24 protein-coding genes are annotated in these 23,802 nt (G+C 65.0%); 16 read left to right on the top strand and 8 right to left on the bottom strand.

Features of this window, described 5'->3' with window-relative positions; translation table 11 throughout:
- Nucleotides 1-98: 98 nt before the first annotated feature.
- Nucleotides 99-515, bottom strand: a complete 417-nt coding sequence (locus tag AC1ROT_RS09065) for a DUF1127 domain-containing protein (protein ID WP_492998537.1) — start codon at nucleotides 513-515, stop codon at nucleotides 99-101.
- Between the two features lie 44 nt (nucleotides 516-559).
- Nucleotides 560-1,159 (bottom strand): TetR/AcrR family transcriptional regulator, encoded by a 600-nt coding sequence (locus tag AC1ROT_RS09060; protein WP_492972539.1) that lies wholly within the window; start codon nucleotides 1,157-1,159, stop codon nucleotides 560-562.
- A gap of 164 nt (nucleotides 1,160-1,323) precedes the next feature.
- Here AC1ROT_RS09060 and AC1ROT_RS09055 point away from each other — a divergent pair, with 164 nt between their 5' ends.
- Nucleotides 1,324-1,932: a dioxygenase family protein gene (locus AC1ROT_RS09055; protein WP_492998535.1), complete on the top strand. Its 609-nt coding sequence runs from the start codon at nucleotides 1,324-1,326 to the stop codon at nucleotides 1,930-1,932.
- A gap of 67 nt (nucleotides 1,933-1,999) precedes the next feature.
- A complete protein-coding gene (locus AC1ROT_RS09050) occupies nucleotides 2,000-2,629 on the top strand; it encodes a LysE family translocator (protein WP_492998533.1) in 630 nt (209 codons plus the stop codon).
- A gap of 3 nt (nucleotides 2,630-2,632) precedes the next feature.
- Here AC1ROT_RS09050 and AC1ROT_RS09045 read toward each other — a convergent pair whose 3' ends face one another.
- From AC1ROT_RS09045 to AC1ROT_RS09035, 3 genes are all read right to left on the bottom strand, one after another.
- Nucleotides 2,633-3,403: a substrate-binding periplasmic protein gene (locus AC1ROT_RS09045; RefSeq protein WP_492998532.1), complete on the bottom strand. Its 771-nt coding sequence runs from the start codon at nucleotides 3,401-3,403 to the stop codon at nucleotides 2,633-2,635.
- A 93-nt stretch (nucleotides 3,404-3,496) separates the two neighbouring features.
- Nucleotides 3,497-3,997: a hypothetical protein gene (locus tag AC1ROT_RS09040; protein WP_492972544.1), complete on the bottom strand. Its 501-nt coding sequence runs from the start codon at nucleotides 3,995-3,997 to the stop codon at nucleotides 3,497-3,499.
- Between the two features lie 139 nt (nucleotides 3,998-4,136).
- Nucleotides 4,137-4,631, bottom strand: a complete 495-nt coding sequence (locus AC1ROT_RS09035) for a hypothetical protein (protein WP_492998530.1) — start codon at nucleotides 4,629-4,631, stop codon at nucleotides 4,137-4,139.
- Between the two features lie 94 nt (nucleotides 4,632-4,725).
- On the opposite strand from AC1ROT_RS09035, the gene AC1ROT_RS09030 reads away from it, so the two are divergent.
- The 7 genes from AC1ROT_RS09030 (at nucleotide 4,726) to AC1ROT_RS09000 (ending at nucleotide 14,850) form a co-directional block, all read left to right on the top strand.
- On the top strand, nucleotides 4,726-5,505 hold the full coding sequence (locus AC1ROT_RS09030) for an SDR family NAD(P)-dependent oxidoreductase (protein ID WP_492972546.1): 780 nt from the start codon (nucleotides 4,726-4,728) through the stop codon (nucleotides 5,503-5,505).
- Nucleotides 5,506-5,544: 39 nt separating this feature from the next.
- On the top strand, nucleotides 5,545-8,337 hold the full coding sequence (locus tag AC1ROT_RS09025; RefSeq protein WP_492998528.1) for a [protein-PII] uridylyltransferase: 2,793 nt from the start codon (nucleotides 5,545-5,547) through the stop codon (nucleotides 8,335-8,337).
- Nucleotides 8,338-8,534: 197 nt separating this feature from the next.
- Nucleotides 8,535-9,362, top strand: a complete 828-nt coding sequence (locus AC1ROT_RS09020) for a class I SAM-dependent methyltransferase (protein WP_492998526.1) — start codon at nucleotides 8,535-8,537, stop codon at nucleotides 9,360-9,362.
- 137 nt (nucleotides 9,363-9,499) lie between these two features.
- Nucleotides 9,500-11,047, top strand: a complete 1,548-nt coding sequence (gene murJ, locus AC1ROT_RS09015) for a murein biosynthesis integral membrane protein MurJ (protein ID WP_492998525.1) — start codon at nucleotides 9,500-9,502, stop codon at nucleotides 11,045-11,047.
- A 102-nt stretch (nucleotides 11,048-11,149) separates the two neighbouring features.
- Nucleotides 11,150-12,160: a tryptophan--tRNA ligase gene (trpS, locus tag AC1ROT_RS09010; RefSeq protein WP_492998523.1), complete on the top strand. Its 1,011-nt coding sequence runs from the start codon at nucleotides 11,150-11,152 to the stop codon at nucleotides 12,158-12,160.
- An 11-nt stretch (nucleotides 12,161-12,171) separates the two neighbouring features.
- The gene (locus AC1ROT_RS09005) at nucleotides 12,172-13,830 is read left to right on the top strand and encodes an FAD-dependent oxidoreductase (protein ID WP_492998521.1); all 1,659 of its coding nucleotides are present in this window, start codon (nucleotides 12,172-12,174) and stop codon (nucleotides 13,828-13,830) included.
- A 57-nt stretch (nucleotides 13,831-13,887) separates the two neighbouring features.
- The gene (locus AC1ROT_RS09000; RefSeq protein WP_492998519.1) at nucleotides 13,888-14,850 is read left to right on the top strand and encodes a DUF2333 family protein; all 963 of its coding nucleotides are present in this window, start codon (nucleotides 13,888-13,890) and stop codon (nucleotides 14,848-14,850) included.
- A 9-nt stretch (nucleotides 14,851-14,859) separates the two neighbouring features.
- Here AC1ROT_RS09000 and AC1ROT_RS08995 read toward each other — a convergent pair whose 3' ends face one another.
- Nucleotides 14,860-15,267 carry a tautomerase family protein gene (locus tag AC1ROT_RS08995; protein WP_492998517.1) on the bottom strand — a complete coding sequence of 136 codons (408 nt, stop codon included), beginning with the start codon at nucleotides 15,265-15,267 and terminating at the stop codon, nucleotides 14,860-14,862.
- 130 nt (nucleotides 15,268-15,397) lie between these two features.
- Between AC1ROT_RS08995 and AC1ROT_RS08990 the strand changes: the two genes are divergently transcribed.
- Nucleotides 15,398-16,297 carry a LysR substrate-binding domain-containing protein gene (locus AC1ROT_RS08990; protein ID WP_492998515.1) on the top strand — a complete coding sequence of 300 codons (900 nt, stop codon included), beginning with the start codon at nucleotides 15,398-15,400 and terminating at the stop codon, nucleotides 16,295-16,297.
- 62 nt (nucleotides 16,298-16,359) lie between these two features.
- Entirely contained in the window at nucleotides 16,360-16,860 is a 501-nt protein-coding gene (locus AC1ROT_RS08985; protein WP_492972554.1) for a universal stress protein, read from the top strand.
- 75 nt (nucleotides 16,861-16,935) lie between these two features.
- On the opposite strand, the gene AC1ROT_RS08980 is transcribed toward AC1ROT_RS08985, so the two are convergent.
- Nucleotides 16,936-17,478: a PAS domain-containing protein gene (locus tag AC1ROT_RS08980; RefSeq protein WP_492998513.1), complete on the bottom strand. Its 543-nt coding sequence runs from the start codon at nucleotides 17,476-17,478 to the stop codon at nucleotides 16,936-16,938.
- A 77-nt stretch (nucleotides 17,479-17,555) separates the two neighbouring features.
- Nucleotides 17,556-18,845, bottom strand: coding sequence for an adenylate/guanylate cyclase domain-containing protein (locus AC1ROT_RS08975; protein WP_492972556.1), 1,290 nt, complete (start codon nucleotides 18,843-18,845; stop codon nucleotides 17,556-17,558).
- Nucleotides 18,846-19,021: 176 nt separating this feature from the next.
- Between AC1ROT_RS08975 and AC1ROT_RS08970 the strand changes: the two genes are divergently transcribed.
- The 5 genes from AC1ROT_RS08970 (at nucleotide 19,022) to AC1ROT_RS08950 (ending at nucleotide 23,649) form a co-directional block, all read left to right on the top strand.
- Nucleotides 19,022-19,585 carry a NifU family protein gene (locus AC1ROT_RS08970; protein ID WP_492972557.1) on the top strand — a complete coding sequence of 188 codons (564 nt, stop codon included), beginning with the start codon at nucleotides 19,022-19,024 and terminating at the stop codon, nucleotides 19,583-19,585.
- Nucleotides 19,586-19,764: 179 nt separating this feature from the next.
- Entirely contained in the window at nucleotides 19,765-20,970 is a 1,206-nt protein-coding gene (locus tag AC1ROT_RS08965) for a glucosaminidase domain-containing protein (protein ID WP_492998511.1), read from the top strand.
- Nucleotides 20,971-21,149: 179 nt separating this feature from the next.
- Complete coding sequence (locus tag AC1ROT_RS08960; RefSeq protein WP_492998509.1) at nucleotides 21,150-21,644, top strand: RT0821/Lpp0805 family surface protein; 495 nt, start codon at nucleotides 21,150-21,152, stop codon at nucleotides 21,642-21,644.
- A 4-nt stretch (nucleotides 21,645-21,648) separates the two neighbouring features.
- On the top strand, nucleotides 21,649-22,647 hold the full coding sequence (locus AC1ROT_RS08955; RefSeq protein ID WP_492998508.1) for a tetratricopeptide repeat protein: 999 nt from the start codon (nucleotides 21,649-21,651) through the stop codon (nucleotides 22,645-22,647).
- A gap of 27 nt (nucleotides 22,648-22,674) precedes the next feature.
- On the top strand, nucleotides 22,675-23,649 hold the full coding sequence (locus AC1ROT_RS08950; protein WP_492998506.1) for a DnaJ C-terminal domain-containing protein: 975 nt from the start codon (nucleotides 22,675-22,677) through the stop codon (nucleotides 23,647-23,649).
- The last annotated feature ends 153 nt before the right edge of the window (nucleotides 23,650-23,802 follow it).

Raw genomic sequence — 23,802 nt, 5'->3', positions numbered from 1 at the left:
CCGACTTGCTGTCGGTCCGATTGTCGGACCAACAGCTTAGGCATCGATCACCGGAGGATCAACTCACCGAATGGCGAGCGGTACAAGACGATAATGACTTACGCCGTCTGACCGTCGGCCGGGTGGTCGCGCAGCAGCATCGGCTTCTGCCAGAAGGGCTGTGCGGCCTCGAAGGCGGCGATGCCGGGCGAAATGCCCGCGTCACGCAGGGTTGCGGCATCGACCTGGGCCAGCGCCCGGCGTGCCTGCACCCGCTGCTGCCAGGTGGCGAGCGTCTGCTTCAGCACCGGCAGGGCCAGGCTCCACCAGGGCTGATCGAGATGATCGAAGACGGCGGGATTGCTCACGCCGTCGAGCCAGCGCAGGTCGGCCTTGGTCGGCGCGATCACCAGCTTGGGGCCAAGCCAGTCCGGCCGCTCGCCGGTCGGCTTCAACTGCCGCAGATTTTGCGCTGCACCAGAACGATCGTGCTTTTTCGGGAGGGTCTGAGGGGACTGTTGTGCGATCTGGGTCATGGGGAGGCTCTTTTCTTTAGGTCGTCGGGGGAGGCGTACTGAAATCAGTGCGTGGCGGCTGACCGGTCCAGAAGACTGCGGAAAGCGGTTTCGGCGCGTTCGACGGCGGCGGCATCGCGCAGCAGCCGGCGGAAATAGGTCAGGCTGAGGAAGATGCCCTGCAGCTCGTAGGCAAACTGTTTCGGGTCCAGGTCGGCGCGGAAATGGCCTTCCTGCACGGCGATCTGGGCGCTGCGGGCGAGCGTCGCCTGCCACTGGCCCTGCATCTCGGCCAGATGGTCGCGCACCGGACCCGGCTTGTCGTCATATTCTGCCGACAGCGTCACGAACAGGCAGCCGCCGGGCATGTCGTCATTGTGCAGGCTCCAGTCCAGCCATTCCCGGAACAGCACCTCGATGCGCGGCCGGCCGCGCGGCGCTTTCATGGCCGGCTGCCAGATCGTGGCCATGAAACGCTGGGCCGCCTCGTCCAGCATGGCCCGCTCCAGCTCCTCCTTGGAGCCGAAATGGGCAAACAGGCCGGATTTCGACATGTTCAGCCGGTCGGCCAGCATGCCGATGGAAATCCCCTGGAAACCGTCGACGCTGGCAGCGCGGAGGGCCTCGGAGAGGATGGTTGCACGGGTTTGCTGGCCTTTGCTCATGGGGTGAATATACGAACGATCGTGCTGAAAGTCAAAACCAAACCGCGGAGCGGACGTGACGGGGCGCACAAACCGGCAGTTTGGGCCCGGACCCGGGCGCAGGGGCCGGAGCCGGATGCCGTGAAGGCTGGGCACGATCTCAGAGCCACGGAGTTTCCCTGACCATGACCACCCGACGCGCCCTTCTTTTGCAGGCGGCCCTGTTTTCCGGCCTGCCGGCCGTCACCGCGCTCTCGGCGCTTGCCCAGTCGCGGCAGCTGCCGCTGAAACCCACGCCGGCCTGCAGCGACGGTCATGCCGGCCAGCCCGGCCCGACGCCGGAGCAGACCGAAGGGCCGTACTACTCGCCGGACTCGCCGCAACGGACCAGCCTGCTCGAACCCGGCATGGCCGGCACGCGGCTGCGGCTCGGCGGCCTGGTGACGGGCCGCGACTGTCGGCCGCTGGCGCATGTGCTGGTCGATCTCTGGCATGCGGATGCGAACGGCGTTTATGACAATGCCGGCTATCGCCTGCGCGGCCACCAGTTCACCGATGCGCAGGGGCGCTGGCAGTTCGAGACCATCGTGCCGGCGCTCTATCCGGGCCGGACGCGGCACCTGCATGTGAAGCTGCAGCCGCCGCGCGGCGACATCCTCACCACGCAGCTCTATTTTCCAGGCGAGCCGGGCAATGCGCGCGATCCGATCTTCGACCGCCGCCTGCTGATGACGGTGGCCGGCGACGCCGATGCCCAGATCGCACGCTTCGATTTCGTGCTGGCGGTCGGGTGATGCGAAATTGACGCGGTGACAATGCCGCGCTTGATCCGGCGACGGGGCGGCGCGATATAGTGCCGCCATGATGGACCTCGCCACCCTGCTCACCTTCACGTTGGCCGCCTTCGCCCTGGCGGCCACGCCCGGTCCCGACATGCTGCTGGTGATGACGCGCAGCGTCGCGCAGGGGCGTACCGCCGGTCTGGTGACGCTGGCCGGCATCTGCGCCGGCTGCTATTTCCATGCGATTATTGCCGGCCTTAGTCTGAGCGGCGTGCTGCTGATGGCGCCGGTGATGTTCGAGATCATTCGCTGGGCCGGCGCGGCCTATCTGCTGTATCTCGCCGTGCAGGCCTTCCGTGGCGCTGGCGGTTTCTTGCCGCCGAGCGCCGATGCGCCGGCCCTGCCGCTGGGCACGCTGTTCCGCCAGGGTCTGCTGACCAACATTCTCAATCCGAAAGTGGCGTTGTTCTTCCTGGCGCTGTTCCCGCAGTTCATGCAGCCCGATCCGCAGACGGCGCTGGCGCAGGCGCTGGTGCTTGCCAGCGTGCTGAATGTGGTGGGTGGGCTGCTCAACGGCGGCATCGTGCTGGTGGCCGGGCGGCTCGGCGAGTGGCTGTCGCAGCGTCCCGGCTTCGTGCGCTGGCAGAACCGCCTGCTTGGTGGCGTGTTTGCGGCGCTCGCGCTCAGGCTGGCACTGGATCGCCGCTGAACGTCAGTTGATCTGCGGCGCCTGCAGCAGTCCGGCCATCTCGCCACTGCGGATCATGGCATTGCAGGTCGCGGTGAAAGCGGCGGCCACCTCGGGCGCGGTCTTCTGTCCGAAGGCCAGGTAGAGCTTCATGCTCAGCTCCGGCAGGGCCAGGAAATTTTCGACGGGATCGCCGCGCTCGCCCATCTCGCGCACGCGCTGGCGGATGGCAGCCGGATGCGAGGCGATGGCGTCGACCCGGCCATAGAGCAACAGCCGCAGGGCTTCATTCTCATCGGCGGCCGGAATCACGCTGACGCCATTGCGTTCCAGATACAGCGTCTTCACATCCTGGGCGACACCGGCGATGCGCCAGGTTTTCAGATCGGCAACGCGGGCGGCGGCCAGTTCCGTGCGGTTGCGGCGCCGGAACATCTGCACTTCGTAATCCAGCACCGGGCAGACCCAGTGGAAGCGCGTCTCGCGTTCCGGGCTGCGGGCGAAGAGGGCGATCAGGGTGTTGGGTTCGTTTTCCGTCGTGGCCAGCGCGCGGGCGAAGGGCAGGATGTCGAGCGTGGCCGGGCGGCCGAGACGATGGCTCAGCGTCTCGATCAGATACGCTGTCGGTCCGGCGGCTTTGCCGTCAGGGGCGGTGACCGTGTAGGGGACGAAGGGCGCGGCGACATAATGGATGGTCGGCAGGTCGGCGCCACGGGCCGGCAGGACGATCAGCAGCCAGCCGGCCAGCATGATCGTCAGGATGAAGAAAGCGGAGCGGAGCGGCGTGGCCAGCATGGCACATGGTATAGAGACGCGCTGCGCCACCCGGCAGGTAACTTTCCGGCTACCTCACGCCAGGGTCATCATATGCCCGCGGATTGGGCAGTGTCAGAGGCGCGCCGCCTTGACGCCTGAGACTTCGGCATGGCCGTCCAGGATGGCCGCCTTGATGGTTTCCAGCCCGCGCTCGAATTCTTCGATGCGCTCGCGCAGACCGCGCAGCTCGTCCAGCGCGATCTTGCTGATCGGCCGTTCGCTCTGGGCATATTCCAGCACCATGGAAGCATAGCGGCCACGCATTTTGGCCAGCGATTTCAGCATGGTCTCGATCTCGTTGGGCTCGATGCGGCCGAGCGCCCAGACCATCTGCGCCTGGGTGATCTCTTTCTCACGGATAATGATCTGCTGCACATACTGGCGCGCATTCAGCGCCGCGGTGACGGCTTCGACCGGGCCTTCCCGCAGCGCCAGGCGCTCGCGGGCGGAAAGCCCGGCATCGGCCATGGATTTGGTGCTGGCAGGGCTGGCCTGGTTTGCCGATTTCATGGCTGCCTTGAGATGGGGCTCGGCCTTTTCGGCCTGGCGCAGCGACAGCAATGCAATTCCCATGGCGGCAACTCCTGTGCGGATCGGTCTGTTTCCACAAGGAAGGGAGCAAGCCGCGTGCCATGGTTAAAATGGCGGATTATCAGGAAATATAATGAGGCCGCAGCCTGCCGGGCGGCAGATTCTGCCGACAAAGTCCGTCTTACGGGGCCAGGGCCGGCGCCGCCATGCTGGCGATGCGGTTGTCGAAACGCAGCTCCAGCAGCCAGTCTTTCGGCCGGGCGCGGTATTGCGCCATCTGGTCCGGCGTGAGGGCGAACTCTGCCTGGGTGGCCTGGGCCGCCGGCCGGCTGCCACCCCCGCCGCCCATGGGGAAGCTGATCCCGACGCCGGTGCCGAAGCCGCCGCTGGATCCGGCCGAGCCGCCGACCCCGACGGTCGGGCGATTCCAGGTCTCGTTGCCACCGCCGGTCCGGCCGGCGCCTTCGGGCTGGCTCAGGCGCTGGGTCAGCACATGGCGGCCATCCGGCATGGTCAGGCGGGCGTCGCGCAACGGCTGTTCGGACAGCACCCGCATATACAAAAGGCCGGTCTGCTCGCCCTGCCAGACGGCCACGCGCGGCGCGGTCGTTTCGGCGCTGCTGCAGGCGGCCAGGACCAGAAGGGCAAAGGCAATGAAGACGTTGCGGAAGGTCATGGCATCTATATAGGGGCGGCGGCCGTGGGTTCCCATAGCCCCGGACGAACGTTTAAGCTGCCGCAACATCTCGTAAAAAAGACAGGGAAACGTCATGGGCGGCACGCTTTTCGATCTCAAGGACAAGGTGGCGGTGATCACGGGCTCCAGCCGCGGCATCGGCCGCGCGATTGCCCTGCGCATGGCCGAGCATGGCGCAAAAGTCGTCGTCACCAGCCGCAAGGCCGAGGCCTGCCAGAAGGTGGCGGACGAGATCCAGGCTTCCGGCGGTGAGGCCATCGTCGTGCCCTGCAATGTGTCGGACAAGGCGCAGCTGCAGGCGCTGGTCGATGCCACCGTGAAGCAATGGGGCAAGGTCGACATCCTGGTCTGCAATGCCGCCGTGAATCCCTATTTCGGCCCGTCGAAGGACATCCCCGACGAGGCCTTCGACAAGATCATGGCGGTCAACATCAAGTCGAATCACTGGCTGGCCAACATGGTGGCGCCGGGCATGGCCGAGCGCGGCGACGGCGCCATTATCGTGATCTCTTCCGTGGGCGGCCTGTTCGGGTCCAACACGCTGGGCGCCTATGGCATCTCCAAGGCGGCCGACATGCAGCTGGTGCGCAACCTGGCCGTCGAATGGGGGCCGCAGAATGTGCGGGCCAACTGCATCGCGCCGGGCCTGATCCGCACCGATTTCGCCCGGGCGCTATGGGAAAACCCCGAGATCTCGAAGAAAGCCACGAAAGGCTATGCGCTGCGCCGCATCGGCGAACCTGACGAGATCGCCGGGGCCGCCGTGTTCCTGGGCTCCGCTGCCGGCAGTTTCATGACCGGCCAGACCATGGTGATCGATGGCGGCGGCATGGTGAATTTCCAGTCGGTCTGAATATAGGGCTTTGTAACGAAACGCCTTATATAAGCAGGTATGAGCTTCCGGCCCCTGATTCCCGATCCGCGCCAGATCATCGACCGCAAGGCGTTGACGCTGCAGCTCGATGCGCTGGGCGGCGAGGGCACCCATGGCAGCAAGGAACAACGCGCCCAGGCGCTGGTGCTGCTGAAGGCCGCGCTGACCCAGGGCCGCAAGGTGGTGCGCGACCGTTTCGAAAGCGGCACGCCGGCGCTGGCCACGCGCCAGTCGCTGGCCTTCCTCACCGACCAGGTGATCCGGCTGGCGCATGACTTCACGGTCAACCGGGTTTATCGCCTGCCCAATCCGACAGCCGCGGAAAAGCTCTCGATCGTCGGCGTCGGCGGCTATGGCCGCGGCGAGATGGCGCCGTTCTCCGATGTCGATCTGCTGTTCCTGTTCCCCTACAAGCAGACCCCCTGGGGCGAGCAGGTGGTGGAATACATGCTCTACCTGCTGTGGGATCTCGGCCTCAAGGTCGGCCATGCCACGCGCTCGGTGGATGAATGCATCCGCCTTAGCTTAAGCGACATCACCATCCGCACGGCCATCCTGGAACAGCGCTGGATCTGGGGCGACCAGGAGCTGGCGCTGCAGCTCAAGACCCGCTTCCAGAACGACGTGGTCGCCAAGAGCGGTTCGGATTTCATCGAGAAGAAGCTAGCCGAACGCGACGAGCGCCATCGCCGCATGGGCGACTCGCGCTATGTGGTCGAGCCCAATGTGAAGGAAGGCAAGGGGGGCTTGCGCGATCTGCACACGCTGGTGTGGATCAACAAATATGTCTACGGCATCACCGACGCCAGCGAACTGGTGCTGCGCGGCCTGCTGCTGCCGGAAGAGCAGCGCTCTTACGTGCAGGCGATGGAATATCTGTGGACCGTGCGCATCCATCTGCACTATCTGGCCAACCGCGCCGAGGAACGCCTGACCTTTGACATGCAGGTCGAGATCGCCAAGGCGATGGGCTATGCCGACCGGCCGGGCCGCAGCGATGTCGAGCGCTTCATGAAGAAGTATTATCTGGTCGCCAAGGAAGTGGGCGACCTGACGCGCATCTTCGCCGCCGCGCTGGAAGAGCGCCACAAGAAAAAGAAGCCACTGGCGGCGTTCCGCGCCAAGATCCGGCGGCCCAAGCAGCTCGATGGCTTCGAGGTCGATAACGGCCGGCTCAATGCCGGCAAGGCCGATCTGTTCGAGAAGCAGCCGATCAAGATGCTGGAAATGTTCCATGTGGCGCAGCAGCATGGGCTGGATATTCATCCCGAAGCGCTGCGCCTGGTGCGCCGGCATCTGAAGCTGCTGGATGGCAAGGTCCGTAACGATCCGGACGCCAACCGGCTGTTCATGGACATGCTGTGCTCGAAGCAGGATCCGGAAACCACGCTGCGCCGCCTGAACGAGGCTGGTGTGCTGGGGCGTTTCGTGCCCGATTTCGGCCGTGTGGTGGCGCAGACCCAGCACGACATGTACCACACCTACACGGTGGACGAGCATACCATCCGCGCCATTGGCCTGCTGTCGCAGATCGAAAGCGGCGCGCTGAAGGAAGATCATCCGCTCTCGGTGAATGTGATCAAGGAAGTGCTGTCGCGGCGCGTGCTCTATGTCGCGGTGCTGCTGCACGATATTGCCAAGGGCCGTGGCGGCGATCATTCCATGCTGGGCGAAAAGGTGGCCGAGAAGCTCGGGCCCCGCTTCGGCCTGTCGCCGGCGGAAACCGAAACGGTGGCTTGGCTGGTGCGCTGGCATCTCGCCATGTCGGCCACCGCCTTCAAGCGCGATCTGGGCGACGCCAAGACCGTGGTGGATTTCTCGCAGCTAGTGCAGAGCCCGGAGCGCCTGCGGCTGCTGCTCTGTCTCACGGTCGCCGATATCCGCGCCGTCGGCCCGACGATCTGGAACGGCTGGAAGGGCCAGCTGCTGCGCGAGCTGTATTATCGCGCCGAGGAATATCTCTCGGGCGGTTTCGCCGGCCGCGGCCGCGACCAGCGCATCGCCGAGACCAAGGAGAAGGTGCGCGCGGGCCTGAGCGGCTGGCCGAAGGCCGATATCGATCGCCTGCTCAAGCGTCATTACGAGAATTACTGGTACTCCAACGAGGCCGACGCGATCCTGCGCCATGCCCAGCTGATGCGCGAGGCCGATACAGCCGGCCGCACGCTGACCACGGCGACGCGGGCCGACCGCTTCCGCGCCGTCACCGAATTCACGCTCTATGCGCCCGATCACCCGGGGCTTTTCGCGCGCGTCGCCGGTGCCATGGCCTCGGTCGGGGCCAATATCGTCGATGCCAAGGTCTTCACCACCAATGACGGCATGGCGCTGGACAGCTTCTATATCCAGGACATGGACGGCGCGGCTTTCGACAAGGCGGATCGGCTGAAAAAGCTCGCCACCGCCATCGAACGCGCGCTGTCCGGCGATCTCAAGCTGCGCTCGGCGATTGCCACCGAAAAGCCGGGCCAGAACAGCCGCACCCGCGTCTTCAAAGTGGCGCCGCGCGTGCTGGTCGATAACACGGCGTCGAACCGCTACACCGTGATTGAGGTGAATGGCCGCGACCGGCCGGGCTTCCTCTATGATGTGACCCGCGGGCTCTACGATCTCAATCTCACCATCGGCTCGGCCCATATCGCCACCTATGGCGAACGCGCCGTCGACGTCTTCTACGTGCAGGATCTCACCGGCATGAAGCTGACCGACAAGCGCCGGTTGCTGCAGATCGAAAAACATCTGCTGAAAAAGATCAGCCCGGCCGAAGACAAGCCGGCCGCCAAGGCCGCTGCTGCAGCCAAGGCGGCCTGACCGGTGCCACCCAGACTGCAGGGCGGCATACGGCGTTGAGCCGTCCGTGGTCACGCTTGGCACAAAAACTCAATCTGCCATAATTGCCAATTCAGGAGTGGCGCATTATTTTGCGACCTTGAGTAGATGGTTTGGGGTGTTGCGCAGAGTTATGCGGGCGCTCCCGGCCATGGTGGATAGGGAAAGGCTTGCAGCTTATGAAGTCAGTGTTGAACAAGGTCTTGGCCAAGACGACCGGGTACCAGTTGGCTCGACACCGCAAAGACCCCAAGCTCTATCTCTATGGCGACAACGCCCGGCCCAGTACCCCGCGCTATCTCAATATTGGCGCCGGCAAGTGGGGCCACCCGATGTGGCATAATCTGGATAACCCGCGCGCCGACTACGGCAAGTCGCTGTATTCCCATATTGCCCATGATCTGACCTCAGGCGAGCCGTGGCCCATTGCCGATGACAGCCTAGAGGCGATTTACAGCTCGCACACGATCGAACATCTGAACGATGCGACCAACGCGGCGATGTTTCGGGAGGCTCACCGGACGTTGAAGAAAGGCGGAGTCATTCGGATCACGACGCCCGATATCGATCTTTACCTCGATGCCTATCGCCGGAAGGACGATCAGTTCTTCCGATATGCCACCGGTGGCCATCCGACTAAGCCGCTGCAATTCGGGATTGAGCAGGCTCTACTCGAGACCTTCGCTGGTCCGCTGAGCGCGTATCACAAGGCCAACGATATCGAAAAGGTTTCATCGGAGGAAATCCGCGCGCTGTTCGCCGGCGATCCCTATGCGGCTCTGGACAATCTTTGCGCCCGCATACCGCTCGAAATGGTGCGCAAATGGCCGAAGCATCATAAGGCATGGTTGAACGGCGCCAAGCTGACCGGCATGCTGAAGGCTGCCGGTTTCGCGGTCGCCGAGAAATCCGGATATGGGCAGTCGCGACTGGCGATTCTGCGCGATACCGATTTCTTCGATGCCACGCATCCACCGCTGTCGTTGCATGTCGAAGCCGTGAAGTGAGCGGCAACCGCTTGCCCTGATCGCCAGCAGAACGTGTCGCTGGTCACAGCGGCCTGCAGGCGCGTTGGGAAAGAGTGGTGCGTTGCCAGGGCCTTGCCTATACTCGCCGCGCCTGCAACGGAGCGGCCGTCCACCCCATGTCCCTGTTTCGCGCCATAGCCACTGTCGGCGGCCTCACCATGGTGAGCCGCATCGCCGGCTTCGTGCGCGACCTGCTGATCGCGCGCTATCTTGGCGCCGGTCCGATCGCCGACGCCTTCTTCGTGTCGCTGCGGCTGCCGAATTTCTTCCGCTCGCTGTTCGCCGAAGGCGCCTTCACCGCCGGCTTCCTGCCGCTGTTCAGCCGCACGGAGGCCAAGGAAGGCCGCGCCGCCGCGCAGCATTTCGCCGAGCGAGCGCTTGCCCTGCTGCTGCTGGTCACGCTTGGCTTCACGCTGGTGGCACAGATCGCCATGCCGCTGGTGATCCTGGTGCTGGCCCCGGGCTTTGCCAATGATCCGCTGCGCTTCCCGCTGTCGGTGACGCTGACCATCATCACCTTTCCCTATCTGCTGTTCATCAGCCTGGCTTCGCTTTACGGCGCGGTGCTGAACTGCCTGGGCCGCTTTTTCGCCATGGCGGCGACGCCGATCCTGCTCAACCTGGTGATGATCGCCGGCATGCTCTGGCTGACGCCGTATGTGCCCAATGCCGGTTATGCGCTGGCCTGGTCGACGCTGGTCGGTGGCATTCTGCAGTTCCTCTGGCTCGCCTGGGATGCCCATCGTGCCGGCCTGTCGCTGCGCCTGCGTCGTCCGGTGATCAATGACAAGGTGCGCCGCCTGTTCCGCCTGGTGCTGCCGGCCGCCCTGGGCGCCGGGGCCACTCAGGTCAACCTGATGGTCGGGCTGATCCTCGCCTCGCTGCTGCCGGCCGGCGCGGTGTCGTATCTCTTCTATGCCGACCGCATCAACCAGCTCACTGTGGGTGTGGTCGGCGCCGCAATCGCCACGGCGCTGCTGCCCACGCTGGCCGGCCAGCTGGCGCGCGACGATCACAAGGCGGCCACCTACACGCAGAACCGCGCCATCGAATTCGGCCTGCTGCTGGCCCTGCCATCGGCGGCAGCATTGCTGGTGGTGCCGTTCCCGATCATTTCGATCCTGTTCCAGCGCGGCGAGTTCAATCTGGTCACGGCGCAGGAGACGGCGATGACGCTGCTGGCTTATGCCATCGGCCTGCCGGGCTTCGTGCTGTCGCGCACCCTGACGCCGGCCTTCCATGCGCGCCAGGATACGCGCACCCCGGTCAAGCTGGCGCTGGTGACGATCGCGGTGAACATTGCGCTGAGCCTGGCGTTGATGCCGTTTCTGGCCCATGTCGGCCTGGCGCTGGCCACGGCGCTGGCCGCCAGCGCCAATACCCTTCTGCTGCTCTACACGCTGCATCGCCGCGGTCACTGGCGCAGCGATGCGCGCCTCAGCGGACGCGCCCTGCGCATCCTGATCGCTTCGGTGGCGATGGCCGCCGTGTTGGTGGCGCTGGATCGCGTGGTGCTGCCGCCCTGGTATGCCGGCGGTTTCTGGATGCGCGTTTCCGCCCTGGCTGTGCTGGTCGGCGGCGGCATGGTCACCTACCTGGCATCGATCCTGCTGCTGGGCGCCAGCCGTCCGTCGGAATGGCGGGCGATCCTGCGTCGCGGGTGACCGGCAGCTATTGACGGAATGCCGGCGCCCGGCGATAACCGGCGCGCTTTAAATTTTCCCGCAACCGGGGTCTTCCACCGCCCCATCGTCACAGGGACCGTCATGGCCTTCCAACGGCGCATCTTCTCGGGCATCCAGCCCACCGGCAATCTCCATCTTGGCAATTATCTCGGCGCGGTGCGCAACTGGGTCGCGCTGCAGACCGAATACGAGTGCATCTTCTGCATGGTCGACATGCATGCGATCACCGCGTCGCTGCTGAATGCCGACGACCTGCGCAACAGCACCCGCGAGCTGGCGGCGGCGATGATCGCCTCGGGCATCGACCCGAAGAAGAACATCCTGTTCAACCAGTCGCAGAATCCCGATCACGCCACCCTGGCCTGGATCTTCAACTGCGTCGCCCGGCTCGGCTGGATGAATCGCATGACCCAGTTCAAGGAAAAAGCCGGCAAGGACCGCGAGAATGCCTCGCTCGGTCTCTATGCCTATCCCGCCCTGATGGCCGCCGACATCCTGGCCTACAAGGCCACCCATGTGCCGGTCGGCGAGGATCAGAAACAGCATCTGGAGCTGACCCGCGATATCGCGCAGAAGTTCAACCACGACTACGGCAAGGAGATGTTCCCGCTCACCGAGCCGCAGATTTTCGGCACGGCCACGCGCGTGATGTCCCTACGTGACGGCGCCAAGAAGATGTCGAAGTCGGATGCGTCCGACCAGGCGCGCATCAACCTGACCGACACCGCCGATATGATCGCCGACAAGATCAAGCGCGCCAAGACCGATCCCGATCTGCTGCCCGACACGGTTGAAGGCCTGGAGGGCCGTCCGGAAGCCCAGAACCTGATGGGCATCTATGCCGCCCTGTCGAACCAGACGCTGGAGCAGGCGGTGACGGCCACGGCCGGCAAGGGCTGGGGCGCTTTCAAGACGCTCCTCACCGAGACTTCGGTTTCTGTACTCGGTCCGATCACAGCAGAGATGCGTCGTCTCACGGCCGACCCGGGCTATGTCGACGGCGTCCTGCGCGAAGGCGGCGAGAAGGCTCGCGCCCTGTCGGCGCCGGTGATCGCCGAAGTCTACGACACGGTCGGGTTCCTGCGGCCATAAGGCGCACGCAGGTGACCCTGCCTTCCACCTGCGCCGTGCTGATCGCCGGCGGCGGCCCCTGCGGCCTGATGCTGGCCAACGAACTGGGCCGCCGCGGTATCAACACCCTGCTGGTCGACGAGAAGCCGGGCACGGCCTTCAATCCGCAGGCCAATGCCACGCAGGCCCGCACGATGGAGCATTTCCGTCGCCTGGGATTTGCGGATGATATCCGCGCGCTTGGTCTGCCGCCGGATTATCCCACCGACATCGCCTATTTTACGCGCTATGCGGACCATGAACTGGCACGCTTCCGCCTGCCATCGGCACAGGAGGCGAAGCAGCGCGCGCGCGAATCCGGCTCCTCCTGGAGTACGCCGGAATTACCGCACCGCGTCTCGCAAAAATACGTCGAGGCCGTGTTGCGCCGGAAGGCGGAGGCACTGCCCGGCGTCACACTGCAGTATGGCTGGCGACTGAAGGATTTCACCGACCACGGAGACAGGCTTACCGCGACAGTGGAAAATGTCGCCGATGGCCGTCTGCATGCGGTGACGGCGGACTATCTCGTCGGTGCGGACGGCGCTCGCAGCATGGTGCGCGGCAGGTTGGGTATCCGTTATGGCGGCGAAACCGGCGTGCAGCGCGACTTCATGGGCGGGCGCATGTATGCGATCTACCTGCGGGCGCCGGATTTCTATGCTGCGACCGGCCAGGCACCGGCCTGGATGAATGTCACCTTCAACCCGTCACGCCGTGCTTTCATGGCGGCCGTCGATGGCAAGGGGGAGTTTGCCTTCCACACCCAGCTGCGGCCGGGGGAGGACGAGGCGTCGGTCAGTGAGGCTGATGCGCGGGCCATGTTCCATGCGGCCGCCGGCAAGACGATCGATCTCGAGATCCTCTCGCGCGGCACCTGGACGGCCGGCCATGCCCTGGTCGCCGAGCGCTTCGGCCGCGGTCGCGTGCTGCTGGGTGGCGATGCCGTGCATCTCTTCACGCCCACCGGCGGCCTGGGCTACAACACCGCCATCGAGGACGCCGTCAATCTCGGCTGGAAGGTGGCTGCCGTGCTGCAGGGTAGCGCACCGCCGGCGCTGCTCGGCAGCTATGAAGCCGAGCGCCGGCCGCTGGCATTGCGCAATACTGGTTATGCCCGCGCCTTCGCCGACTCGCTTGGCCTATTCACGGTCGATCCGGCCATCGAGACGGACACGCCGGCCGGTGTCGCGGCACGGCAGAAAGCCGGCGCCTATCTGGAAGAGCATGCGCGGCGCGAATTCAACATACCCGGCATCACCTTCGGCGGCCGGTATGATGGCTCGCCGGCGATCATCGCCGATGGCAGCACACCACCACCGGATGCGGCAAATATCTATGTGCCATCCGCCTGTCCAGGCGGTCGCCCGCCACATCTGTGGCTGGAGGACGGCGCATCCCTGTTCGACCGCTTTGGTTTCAACTGGACCCTGCTGCAGCTTGGCGGCGATGGCGCATTCGCAGCGGCCATGGCTGAGGCAGCACGCGCATGTCGCGTGGACTTGACGCGGGTCTCGCTTGCCTCGGAATCCGCCCGCGACGTGTATGCGGCGGACTATGTTCTGATCCGGCCGGACCACATCGTCGCCTGGCGCGGCGCAGGTGGCGAGCCTCAGGATATTCTGCGCCGGTTGCTGGGCCACCTTGAATGACAGCCGCGGCGGGCCCACATTGGTGGTGCCTCCCGTCCTTTTTCTGGCCGAACCCCCATGCTTGACGACACCACGACCGGCTCTTCCCTCAAAGCCTGGCTGCGCGCCCGCTGGCTGCCGGCTAGCGTCATCGCCGTCGTGCTGGTGTTCGGCCTGTATTATCCGGTCGGCATGCTGATCGCCCACAAGATTGACGACCGCATGGATTACGCCGTTCCGGCCGCCGATCTGCCCGCTGGCGGCAGCCGTACGGTGGCGATGGCGGCCTCTCTCATCGACCGCGAAGTGAATCGCAACGGCTGGGTCGCCAACGATCCCTTCTTCATGCCAGGCTCGATGCTCGACAACATGCCGAACTACCAGCTCGGCATGATTCACGCGCTGGGCCGTTTTGCCTTCCAGCTGGTCGACCAGATCGGCCGCACCCGCGGGTCGAGCCAGACCGACCGCGACCTGCAGGAGGCCGCCGGCCTGCTGCAGTATTCCGGCACCAAGTGGATTTTCGATTTCTCCACGTCCTTGCTGCCGACCGCGAAGTCGGAAGACCAGTATCGCAAGGCGCGTTCGGCGCTGCTTGGTTACAACACGCGGCTTGGCGCCGGCCAGGCGGTGTTCGAGCGCCGCGCCGACAATCTGCAGGCGACCTTGGAGCGCATCGCGCTAGATATCGGCTCGGCTTCGGCGGCGATTGACCGCCGCATCCAGGAGGGCGGCAATACCGTCATCGACTGGGAAGCCGACGATGTCTTCTACAGCGTCAAAGGGCAGATGTACGCCTATTACCTGATCCTGCGCGAGCTGAAGCAGGACTATCCCAATCTGGTGCGCGACCGCGAACTGGTCGGCACCTGGGACCAGATGCTGGCGTCATTCGCCGCCGCCGCCGGGCTGAAGCCGCTGGTGGTGTGGAATGCGAAGCCCGACGCGGTGATCCTGCCCAATCATCTGGGCTCGATGGGATTCTACGTCGAGCGTTCGCGCACCCAGATCTACGAGATCATCAATATCCTGCAGAAATAAGCCGGCGCCCTAGCTGTCGCTGCCGCGCTGCTGCACGATTGCCATGGCGAATTTGCCATTGCCGACCGACCAGTCGGAATAGTCGTTCTCGTGCGTGAAGATGAAGACGTCGCGCGGCGACACGCCGGCATCCTTCTCCAGATTGGCGGCAATCGCGGCATAGAGATCGCGCTTCATCGCGTCGCTGCGGCCGCGCCGCATGGTGATTTCCACCACCACCAGGTCGTCCGAACGGGCGATGCCGTTGAAGCCGCGGTCGTAGAAGAAATCGTCATCGCCGTATTCCTGCACGGCGTTGAACAGCTCGTCGGCGGGCATGCCGATGGCGGCGACCAGGGCCTGGTGAATGCCGGTGACAATGGCGCGCTTGCGGGCGGGCAGGGTGCCCCGGCGGACCAGGGTGCGGATAAAGGGCATGACGGAAAGCCTTGTTGCTTGGGTTCTGCGTGATCCAGCATCACGCCGCCGGCAGTGATATCTGGCAATTTATCAGTTGAAAAACGATCATTTTTCCGTCTTCCTGTGATTTAAACTCACAGGAAGAGTCATGCGTCGCCGCCTGCCCTCCCTCAATGCCCTGCGCAGTTTCGAGGCCGCCGCCCGGCAGGGCAGCATGACCCGCGCCGCCGATCTCCTCGGCGTCACCCATGGTGCCGTCAGTCGGCAGGTGCGTGGCCTAGAGGCAGAGCTTGGCCTGTCGCTGCTGGAAAACCATCGTGGCCGCCTGGTGCTGACGCCGTCCGGCACGCATCTGATGGCCGTGCTGGAAGATGCCTTCGACCGGATTGCGCGCGGCGTCGATGCCTTGCGCGCGGAGGCCTCCACCGATATCGCGGTGTCCAGCTTCGGCAGTTTTGCCATGCGCTGGCTGATCCCGCGGCTGCATCGCTTTCAGGCCGCCCATCCCGCGCTGATCGTCCGGCTGACGACATCGGACAGCGATATCGCGCTGGCGCAGGGCAGTTTCGATCTGGCGATCCGCGTCGGAAGCGGACCCTGGCCTGCCGGAGTTGCGGCGATTCCGCTCTTTGCGGAATTCGCGGGGCCGGTGCTGGCACCGGTGCTGTTGCAGCGCTGCCCTCTCGATACGCCGGCCGCGCTGCTGCAGGCGCCCTTGCTGCACACCGCCACGCGCAAGGATGCATGGCCCGAATGGTTCGCCCGCCATGGCCTTGCCACGCCGCCGGCGCTGGAGGCCCAGAGTTTCGAGCATGTCTATTTCATGCTGGAGGCGGCCATGGCCGGACTCGGCGTTGCCATCGGTTTCTGGCATCTCGTCGCCGATGACATGCAGGGCGGCCGCCTGCTCGCACCGTTCGGTTTCGCGCCGACCGGCCGGCATTACATGGCCTTGTTGCCGCAGTCCGGTTCCGCGGCAGCGCAGACCTTTGCCCGGTGGCTGCAGCAGGAAGCGCAGGCATTCATGGCGGCGCAGCCACCGCTTTAGCCGGTTAACCGCGCTGTCCTGGCCGCTTGCATTCCAGCCGTCAGCGATGGCACCTTGCCGGGATGAGTGAAACCAAAAGCCCGTCCGCCGCCGAGGCTCGCCGGCGCAGCAAGTTCCTGGTCGTCGTCGACGATACGCCGGAAGTGCGTGTTGCCGTGCGCTATGCCACGCGCCGCGCCCGCAATGTGCGCAGCGGCGTGGTGATGCTGCGCGTGGTGTCGCCGGTGGATTTCCAGCAATGGGCCGGCGTGGCCGAGATCATGCGCTCGGAAGCCCATGATGCGGCTGAAGGCCTGCTGCAGAAGCTGGCCGAACAGGTCAACCAGGACTCCGGTCTGCTGCCCGAGTTGGTGATCCGCGAGGGTGTGGCGAAAGACGAGATCCTGAAGCTGGTGGATGAAGATCCCGATATCCGCATGCTGGTGCTGGCTGCGGCGCCCGGCGGCGAGGGTCCGGGCCCGCTGGTCAGCGAACTGGCCGGTCAGAAGGCGGGGCAGCTGAGCTTCCTGCTCACCGTGATCCCGGGCAGCCTCACCGACGAGCAGATCGACCGGCTGACTTGATTTTCGTCGACGATACCGATGGCCATCGCATCGAGGTGGTAGTCGCTGCGGCGACCATGCACTGAGGCTATCGTTTTACGGCGGCACATCCAGCGGAATGGTGTGCTCGGTGAGAATGCTCACTTTGACCGGGTCGCCGATGTGATCAATCGGGTTGCCGTCATGGCCTTCCAGCCGGTCGTAGAGCGCGATACCGAAGATCAGGTCCACGTTGTGGCGGTTGCTCGACAACGGCAGCAGCAGGCGCTGAAACCGCATGACGGGCATGCCACGCCGTTCCCAGTGCTGCATGGCATACTGGGCATTCCCGGTCAGCACCAGATGATAGCTGGCCTCGATGCGGACGAGCTGGTCGTCATGGAACAGGTCCTCCAGATAGCGGCTGCTCAGCTCGAAGCCGAGATTCTCGCGCACGGTTTCGCCGGACAGCACGAAGCGGAAGCGATGGTGGTCGGGTTCCACCTCGACCAGGAACAGGTTCGGCAACAGGCGTTTCAGGTCGAGCGGATCGATATCGGCGCGCGCCGGATAGCGGTTGGTGCCGCGCCAGCGATGCCAGCAACTCAGCGCATAGCTGAGCCGGGCATCGTCCTTGAGGGCGGGCGGCAGGGCGGTCATGACATGGCGGACTCTGGCGTCGCGCGCGGGCCGCGACAAGCCCAGAACGCGCCGGGCCCCCCGACGTTACCGGAAATCTAGTCTTCGTAGCCCGCCAGACGCTCCGCAGGCAGACCGAACAGCTCCTGCGGTTCGCGCACGCCGCGCAGCACATGGAAGCCCAGCGGCTCCAGCCGCTGCCCGGGACTGCTGCCCGGGGTGTTGATCTCGGCGGCGAAGGCGGTCGAGGCCAGCAGGGGGCGCCCCACCGCCTTGGTCTGGGCTTCCAGCCGCGACACTTCGTTCACGGCACGGCCGATCACGGTGAAATCCAGACGGTCGCGGGCGCCGATATTGCCGAACACCACCTTGCCCACATGCAGGCCGATGCCGACCCGCAGCGGCGGCGCCCCGGCAATGCCGCGGCCCTGGTTCAGTTCATGCAGGCCGGCAAAGGCCGACTCGGCAGCGATCAGCGCGCGGCGGCAGGCGGCTTCGCGCGTATTGCCTTCCTCGACGCGGAAGATGGCCAGCAGGCCATCGCCGATGAATTTCAGCACCTCGCCCTCATGGGCCTGGATCGGGGCCGCCACGGCGTCGAAATAGCGGTCGAGGGTCGCCACCACCTCGGTGGCGGTGTTGCGGTCCGAAAAGGCGGTGAAGCCACGGAGGTCCGACAGCAGGATGGCGGCTTCCACCTCATAGCCTTGGCCGCGCTGGATGGCGCCGTTCAGCACCCGCTTGGCCGGTCCATGGCCCAGATAGGTGGTCAGCAGGTCCCGGGTCATGCGGCGGGAGGCTTCAAGCTCCATCCGCAGGGCGATCAGCGGCATCAGCTCCATCAGGTAGCTCAGATGCTCGGGCCGGAATCCGCCAGGCTTGTCGGTGGCGAAGCTCATGAAGGAGACATTCTGCCCGGCCTCGCGGCCCATGCCCGGTCCCTGGGTGAACCGCATGGGCAGCATCAGGTAGTCGGTCACCCCCATCGGTTTCAGCTCGTGCAGGATCTCGAAATCCAGCGGCGTGTCGGGCAGCTCGATCTGCCGGCGGATGGCGGCGGCGCCCTGGTGGATCACGGCGATCGGGCTGTTCAGGTATTCGGCGGTCTTGGTGATCCCGTGGGGCCGTTCGCCCATCGTGACTCCCACATCCCGTTGCCAGACGAAGCCGCGCGTATAGGTCTGGGGGTGCATCGAGGGCAGGCCGGTCATCAGACGGAGCAGTGGTATGCCTTCGTCGAGCAGATGGCGACAGAATCCCTCGATCAGGTCGGCGATCGGCATCGCCTGACCATCATGATCGACCAGCCAGCGGGCTGCCGGGGTGAGAACAAGCCGCGAATCGGGCCAGCTCGGCAGACGCGCCACCCCCTCTGCCGGGATGCTCATCGCTCCACAGCCCTGGGGACAACCCGCAGTTTTATCCACATCGGTTTAAATTCTTCCAATTATTGTGCGGCACGCGCAACTTAATTGCCGGAACACAGTTTTGCCATGACCTTCGTCCTTGATATTTGCGGACCCCCCAACCAATTTCCAGTCCACCTTTCACGGATACATCAAGAATGTTCATCCAGACCGAAACCACGCCGAACCCGGCGACCCTGAAATTCCTGCCCGGACGCGATGTCCTGGGCGGCGATTTCGGTTCGGTTGATTTCACCGATGCCGAGGCCGCCAAGGCTTCCCCACTGGCCACCCGCCTGTTCGCGGTGGCCGGGGTCGAGGGCGTCTTCCTGGGCGCCGACTTCGTCACCGTCACCAAGCCCGATGCGCGCGACTGGACCGAGCTGAAGCCGGCCCTGTTGGGCGCCATCATGGAGCATTTCATGGCCGGCCTGCCGGTTATGAATGCCGATGCTGGCAGCGCCGGCGTCGAAGAGACCTACGATCCAGCCGATGCGCCGCTCGTGGTCCAGATCAAGGAACTCATCGATACGCGGGTGCGTCCCGCGGTCGCCCAAGATGGCGGCGATATTATCTTCCGCGGATTCGAGCGGGGGATTGTTTACCTGCAGATGCAGGGCTCCTGTTCCGGTTGCCCCAGTTCGACGGCAACTTTGCGCTACGGCATCGAGAATATGCTGAAGCATTACGTGCCCGAGGTATCGGAAGTTCGGGCTGTCTGAGTATTCATCGCCGCTGGTTTCCTGGGGTTGCAGGAACTAACGGCAGTTCACCGCGTTTTCGGTGAGTTCACTGCGTTTCCTGGTGGGGGATCGCACATAGGGCAGCGTCCGGCGCGGTCCGACGAAGTTATGTCGGCTGTGTCGTGGGCTTGGCGCTGATAACTGTGGAGGTTTGACCCATGACGGCACATCGCGATAGGCGGTTGCTTGCCATTGGATCGGACGTACGTCTGATTGTTGCCGGTTTCGGTCTGTTATTGGCCGTCGGCCTGGTTTCCGGCGTGGGGGTGGGGCTGCTGTCCAGCCGCCAGCTCGCGCGCGTCCCCGACATGCAGGTGCAGCAGGCCTCGCTGGGCGAAGGCGTGCATGACGCCTGGGATCGCCTGCGCCAGGTGGCGCAGCTCGACTGGCGTGCGCTGATCGAGCCGCGCAGCGTCGTGGCCGATGCCGTGCGCCCCGTTGCACCCAAAATTACCGAAGAACAGCCTGCCGTGAGCGCGGCCGAAGCCTCGCGCCGCATCGCGGAAGTGCGTCAGTTCTCGCCGTATCGCACGGCGTTGCGCGCTGACTCCGACCGCACCGTCGATGCCATGCTGCGTCGCTTCGAGCAGGAAGGCTTCGATCTGGCCGAACTGCGCAATGCCAATGGCCAGGTGGAAGTGCCGCGTATTTTCCTGGCTTCGCTGCCGGTCGATATCGCCGATGTCAATCTGACCGAGAAGCGCAAGCGCGCCTTCCTGAAGGTGATGCTGCCGCATATCCTGCGCGAGAACGAGCGCATCGCTGCCGATCGCGACCGCCTGCAGCAGCTGCGCAAGCGCAATGAATTCGGTACGGCTGTTTCTGCGCGCGACCAGCAGTGGATCGAGCAGATGGCCGAGCAGTATGGTGTCGATGATGCCGACATCAATGAACTGATCGCGCGCGTCGACGTGGTGCCGCCGGGTCTGGCGCTGGCGCAGGCGGTGGAAGAATCCGGCTGGGGCACATCGCGCTTCGCACTGATGGGCAATGCCGTCTTCGGCATGTGGACCTGGAATCCGGGCAGCGGCCTGGTGCCGGAAAACCGTCCCGATGGCGAGACCTATGAAGTGCAGCGCTTCAAGAGCCTGGAGCATTCGGTCGCCGCCTATATGCGCAACCTGAATTCCAAGGCCAGCTATCGCGAATTCCGCGACAAGCGCGCCAACATGCGCGACCGCGGCAGTCTCGACAGCTACCAGCTGGCCGGCACCCTGCATCGCTATTCGGTGCGCGGCCCGGATTACATCCGCACCATCCGTTCGATCATGAAGTCGAACAGCCTGGACACCTTCGACGCCGCCAAGCTGGCGGACGAGCCGGCCCCGCTGTTCTCGACGCTGGACTTCTTCAGCAAATCCTAAGCGGTAAGACTTCCCTAACCATAAAGGCCGGCAGGACGCTGTTTCTGCCGGCCTTTTTTCGGTTTCGCCCGCCCGAGTCTGCCGCCCGCCCGTCTTGCGGCGCACCAAACCCGACCAATATACTGTAGATACCGGACTCGGCCGCGAAGCCGCGCCGCCGGTTTGCCTGTGAGGATCCTATGAACACCCGTCTTTCCCGTTTCCTGGCCGTGCCCGCCCTGCTGGCCGCCCTCAGCCTTGCCGCCTGCCAGAACGGCCAGGGCCCGGAGATGAACAAGGAGAATATCGGCACCGTGCTCGGCGGCATCGGTGGCGCCGTACTCGGTGCGCAGTTCGGCAAGGGCACCGGCCAGCTGGTTGGCGTGGCCGCCGGCGCGCTGGCAGGCGCCTATCTGGGCAACCAGGTCGGCTCGTCGCTCGACAAGGCCGACAAGGCGCATATGGAACAGGCCAGCCAGAAGGCTACGACGGCGCCGATCGGCCAGCCGATCTCTTGGCGCAATCCCGACAGCGGCAATGCCGGCACGGTGACGCCGACCCGCGAAGGCACGGCGTCGAATGGCGACTATTGCCGCGAGTTCCAGCAGTCGGTGACCGTGGGCGGCAAGACCGAGCAGGCCTTCGGCACTGCCTGCCGCCAGCCCGACGGCAGCTGGAAGGTCGTCAACGGCTGAGATCATGCATAGCGTAGTGGCGTCGTCGCGACGGCAGTTGCGTTCGGCCGGCAACCTTGCGGCGGCCGCGCTGGCCGCGCAGGTTCTGCTGGCGACCGCGTTGGTCTCCGGGCCGGCGCGGGCCGACTTCACGGCCGGCGTGCGCGCCTACGAGGCCGGCGATTATGCTGCTGCTTATGCCCAGTGGCTGCCAGTCGCTGAAAAGAACGATGTGGCTGCGATGCGCAACATCGGCCATCTCTACCGTTGGGGCCAGGGTGTCGAAAAGGACATCCAGAAGGCCATGGACTGGTATCGCCGCGCCGCCGAACTCGGCTTCTCGCGCGCCCAGGCCAATCTCGCCGCGATCTATCTGCAGGGCGAGGAGGGCGTGCCGGTCAATTACGAGGAAGCGCATAAGTGGTTTGCCGCCGCTGCCATCCAGGGCCATGCGGTGGCGCAGTATAATCTCGGCCTGATGTTCGAACTGGGCCTCGGCATCGAGAAGAGTGAGCCGCGTGCGCTCGGCTGGTACAATCTCGCGGCCAAGAACGGCCAGCCCGAAGCGCTGGACCGGCTGTCGCAGATGGTGCGCAAGCCCGAGGAGACGGCGCCGCTGATTTCAGGCCTCCGCCTGGCCGGGCCGCAGGCCGCCGAAGCCGACGACAAGACCGAAAGCACCACGGCCTCGGCTGTTGCGCCGGCCCCGGCAGCTGTGCCCAGTCTGCCGCCGCCAATTGCCGCGGCACCGGTTTCTGTCGAACAGCCTGCCGCCGAACCGCCAGCGGTACAGGCCGTGACTGTGCCGGCGTCAGAGCCTCCCGCCGTCCCGCCCGCCGAGACACCGGCGTCATCCCAGCCGGAACGGCCGGGCTTTTTCGCGCGTGTCTATAATGCGCTGGCGTCGGGTGGCGGCGTGTCGATCCCCGATATCTTCGACGGCGGCGAGAGCAAGACGGACGAGCAGAAGGCCGATGAGTCTAAGGATGGCGAGCCGAAGCCGGCCGGCGAGGCCAAACCATGAGCCGCGTCAGCGTCAGGATGCATCGCCATGCGTGATCCTTATACGGTGATCGGCGTTGCCCGCGCGGCGAGCCAGGACGATATCCGCAAGGCCTATCGCAAGCTGGCCAAGGAATTTCACCCGGACCGCAACCAGGGCAATGAAAAGGCCTCCGAGCGGTTCAAGGAAATTTCCGCTGCCTATGACATCATCGGCGATGCCGACAAGCGCGGCAAATTCGATCGCGGCGAGATCGATGCGGCCGGCCAGCCGCGCCGCCCCGGCTTCAACCCCAATGCCGGCGGCCGCGGCCCCGGTGGGGCGCGCGGCCCGTTCGGTGGTGGCACCGGCGATTTCTCCGGCTTTGACGGTACCGGCGCCGAAGACATTTTTGACGAGATTTTCAGCCAGATGCGGCGCGGTCGCAGCGGCGCCGGCGCGGCCGGTGCCGGAGGCTTCGGCGGTGCCCGTGGCAGCCGACCGCTGCGCGGTGCGGATCGCCATTTCAACCTGAAGATCGGCTTCCTCGATGCGGCCCGCGGCACTAAGCGCCGCCTCACCATGCCCGATGGCAAGCAGCTCGATGTCGCCATTCCGGCAGGCCTTGCCGATGGCCAGCAGATCCGCCTGCGCCATCAGGGTGACGGCGGCCGGCATGGCGGCGAGGCTGGCGATGCGCTCATTGAAGTGACGGTCGAGCCGCATGCCTTCTTCACCCGCCAGGGCGACGACATCCATGTTGAGCTGCCGGTCACCATCGACGAGGCCATTCTCGGCGCCAAGATTCCGGTGCCGACCATCGATGGCATGGTGGCGGTCGCCGTGCCGAAAAGCGCCAGTTCGGGCACCACGCTGCGGCTGAAAGGTCGCGGCTTCCCCGGCAAGGGCGATGAACGCGGCGACCAGTATGTGAAGCTGAAGGTGGTGCTGCCCGAAAAACCGAACTCGGCGCTGGAAAAGCTGATCGAGAGCTGGGTCAAGGGCAACAAATACGACGTCCGCGCCAAATACACGGTCGATTGAATCCGGGCGGCCGACCCATTAACGAAGCCTTCACCATCTCCTGACAGCTTTGGCCACGCGGACTTTCCTTGCACGGGAGTCTGGCGGATTCTATCGTCCGCCGCATCCCCGCCGATTCGCGCGGGCACAGGATTCGTTTTGACCGCTTCGTCT

This window comes from Ferrovibrio sp. GW821-FHT12E11, assembly GCF_058806975.1.
Note: the sequence above shows the minus strand (reverse complement) of the source record. Positions and strands in the feature narration are given on the sequence as shown.

Excerpts from the sequence above, each read along its gene's own strand:
- AC1ROT_RS09065 (WP_492998537.1), bottom strand. The coding sequence starts at position 515 with ATGACCCAGATCGCACAACAGTCCCCTCAGACCCTCCCGAAAAAGCAC.
- AC1ROT_RS09060 (WP_492972539.1), bottom strand. The coding sequence starts at position 1,159 with ATGAGCAAAGGCCAGCAAACCCGTGCAACCATCCTCTCCGAGGCCCTC.
- AC1ROT_RS09055 (WP_492998535.1), top strand. The coding sequence starts at position 1,324 with ATGACCACCCGACGCGCCCTTCTTTTGCAGGCGGCCCTGTTTTCCGGC.
- AC1ROT_RS09050 (WP_492998533.1), top strand. The coding sequence starts at position 2,000 with ATGATGGACCTCGCCACCCTGCTCACCTTCACGTTGGCCGCCTTCGCC.
- AC1ROT_RS09045 (WP_492998532.1), bottom strand. The coding sequence starts at position 3,403 with ATGCTGGCCACGCCGCTCCGCTCCGCTTTCTTCATCCTGACGATCATG.
- AC1ROT_RS09040 (WP_492972544.1), bottom strand. The coding sequence starts at position 3,997 with ATGGGAATTGCATTGCTGTCGCTGCGCCAGGCCGAAAAGGCCGAGCCC.
- AC1ROT_RS09035 (WP_492998530.1), bottom strand. The coding sequence starts at position 4,631 with ATGACCTTCCGCAACGTCTTCATTGCCTTTGCCCTTCTGGTCCTGGCC.
- AC1ROT_RS09030 (WP_492972546.1), top strand. The coding sequence starts at position 4,726 with ATGGGCGGCACGCTTTTCGATCTCAAGGACAAGGTGGCGGTGATCACG.
- AC1ROT_RS09025 (WP_492998528.1), top strand. The coding sequence starts at position 5,545 with ATGAGCTTCCGGCCCCTGATTCCCGATCCGCGCCAGATCATCGACCGC.
- AC1ROT_RS09020 (WP_492998526.1), top strand. The coding sequence starts at position 8,535 with ATGAAGTCAGTGTTGAACAAGGTCTTGGCCAAGACGACCGGGTACCAG.
- murJ (WP_492998525.1), top strand. The coding sequence starts at position 9,500 with ATGTCCCTGTTTCGCGCCATAGCCACTGTCGGCGGCCTCACCATGGTG.
- trpS (WP_492998523.1), top strand. The coding sequence starts at position 11,150 with ATGGCCTTCCAACGGCGCATCTTCTCGGGCATCCAGCCCACCGGCAAT.
- AC1ROT_RS09000 (WP_492998519.1), top strand. The coding sequence starts at position 13,888 with ATGCTTGACGACACCACGACCGGCTCTTCCCTCAAAGCCTGGCTGCGC.
- AC1ROT_RS08995 (WP_492998517.1), bottom strand. The coding sequence starts at position 15,267 with ATGCCCTTTATCCGCACCCTGGTCCGCCGGGGCACCCTGCCCGCCCGC.
- AC1ROT_RS08990 (WP_492998515.1), top strand. The coding sequence starts at position 15,398 with ATGCGTCGCCGCCTGCCCTCCCTCAATGCCCTGCGCAGTTTCGAGGCC.
- AC1ROT_RS08985 (WP_492972554.1), top strand. The coding sequence starts at position 16,360 with ATGAGTGAAACCAAAAGCCCGTCCGCCGCCGAGGCTCGCCGGCGCAGC.
- AC1ROT_RS08980 (WP_492998513.1), bottom strand. The coding sequence starts at position 17,478 with ATGACCGCCCTGCCGCCCGCCCTCAAGGACGATGCCCGGCTCAGCTAT.
- AC1ROT_RS08975 (WP_492972556.1), bottom strand. The coding sequence starts at position 18,845 with ATGAGCATCCCGGCAGAGGGGGTGGCGCGTCTGCCGAGCTGGCCCGAT.
- AC1ROT_RS08970 (WP_492972557.1), top strand. The coding sequence starts at position 19,022 with ATGTTCATCCAGACCGAAACCACGCCGAACCCGGCGACCCTGAAATTC.
- AC1ROT_RS08965 (WP_492998511.1), top strand. The coding sequence starts at position 19,765 with ATGACGGCACATCGCGATAGGCGGTTGCTTGCCATTGGATCGGACGTA.
- AC1ROT_RS08960 (WP_492998509.1), top strand. The coding sequence starts at position 21,150 with ATGAACACCCGTCTTTCCCGTTTCCTGGCCGTGCCCGCCCTGCTGGCC.
- AC1ROT_RS08955 (WP_492998508.1), top strand. The coding sequence starts at position 21,649 with ATGCATAGCGTAGTGGCGTCGTCGCGACGGCAGTTGCGTTCGGCCGGC.
- AC1ROT_RS08950 (WP_492998506.1), top strand. The coding sequence starts at position 22,675 with ATGCGTGATCCTTATACGGTGATCGGCGTTGCCCGCGCGGCGAGCCAG.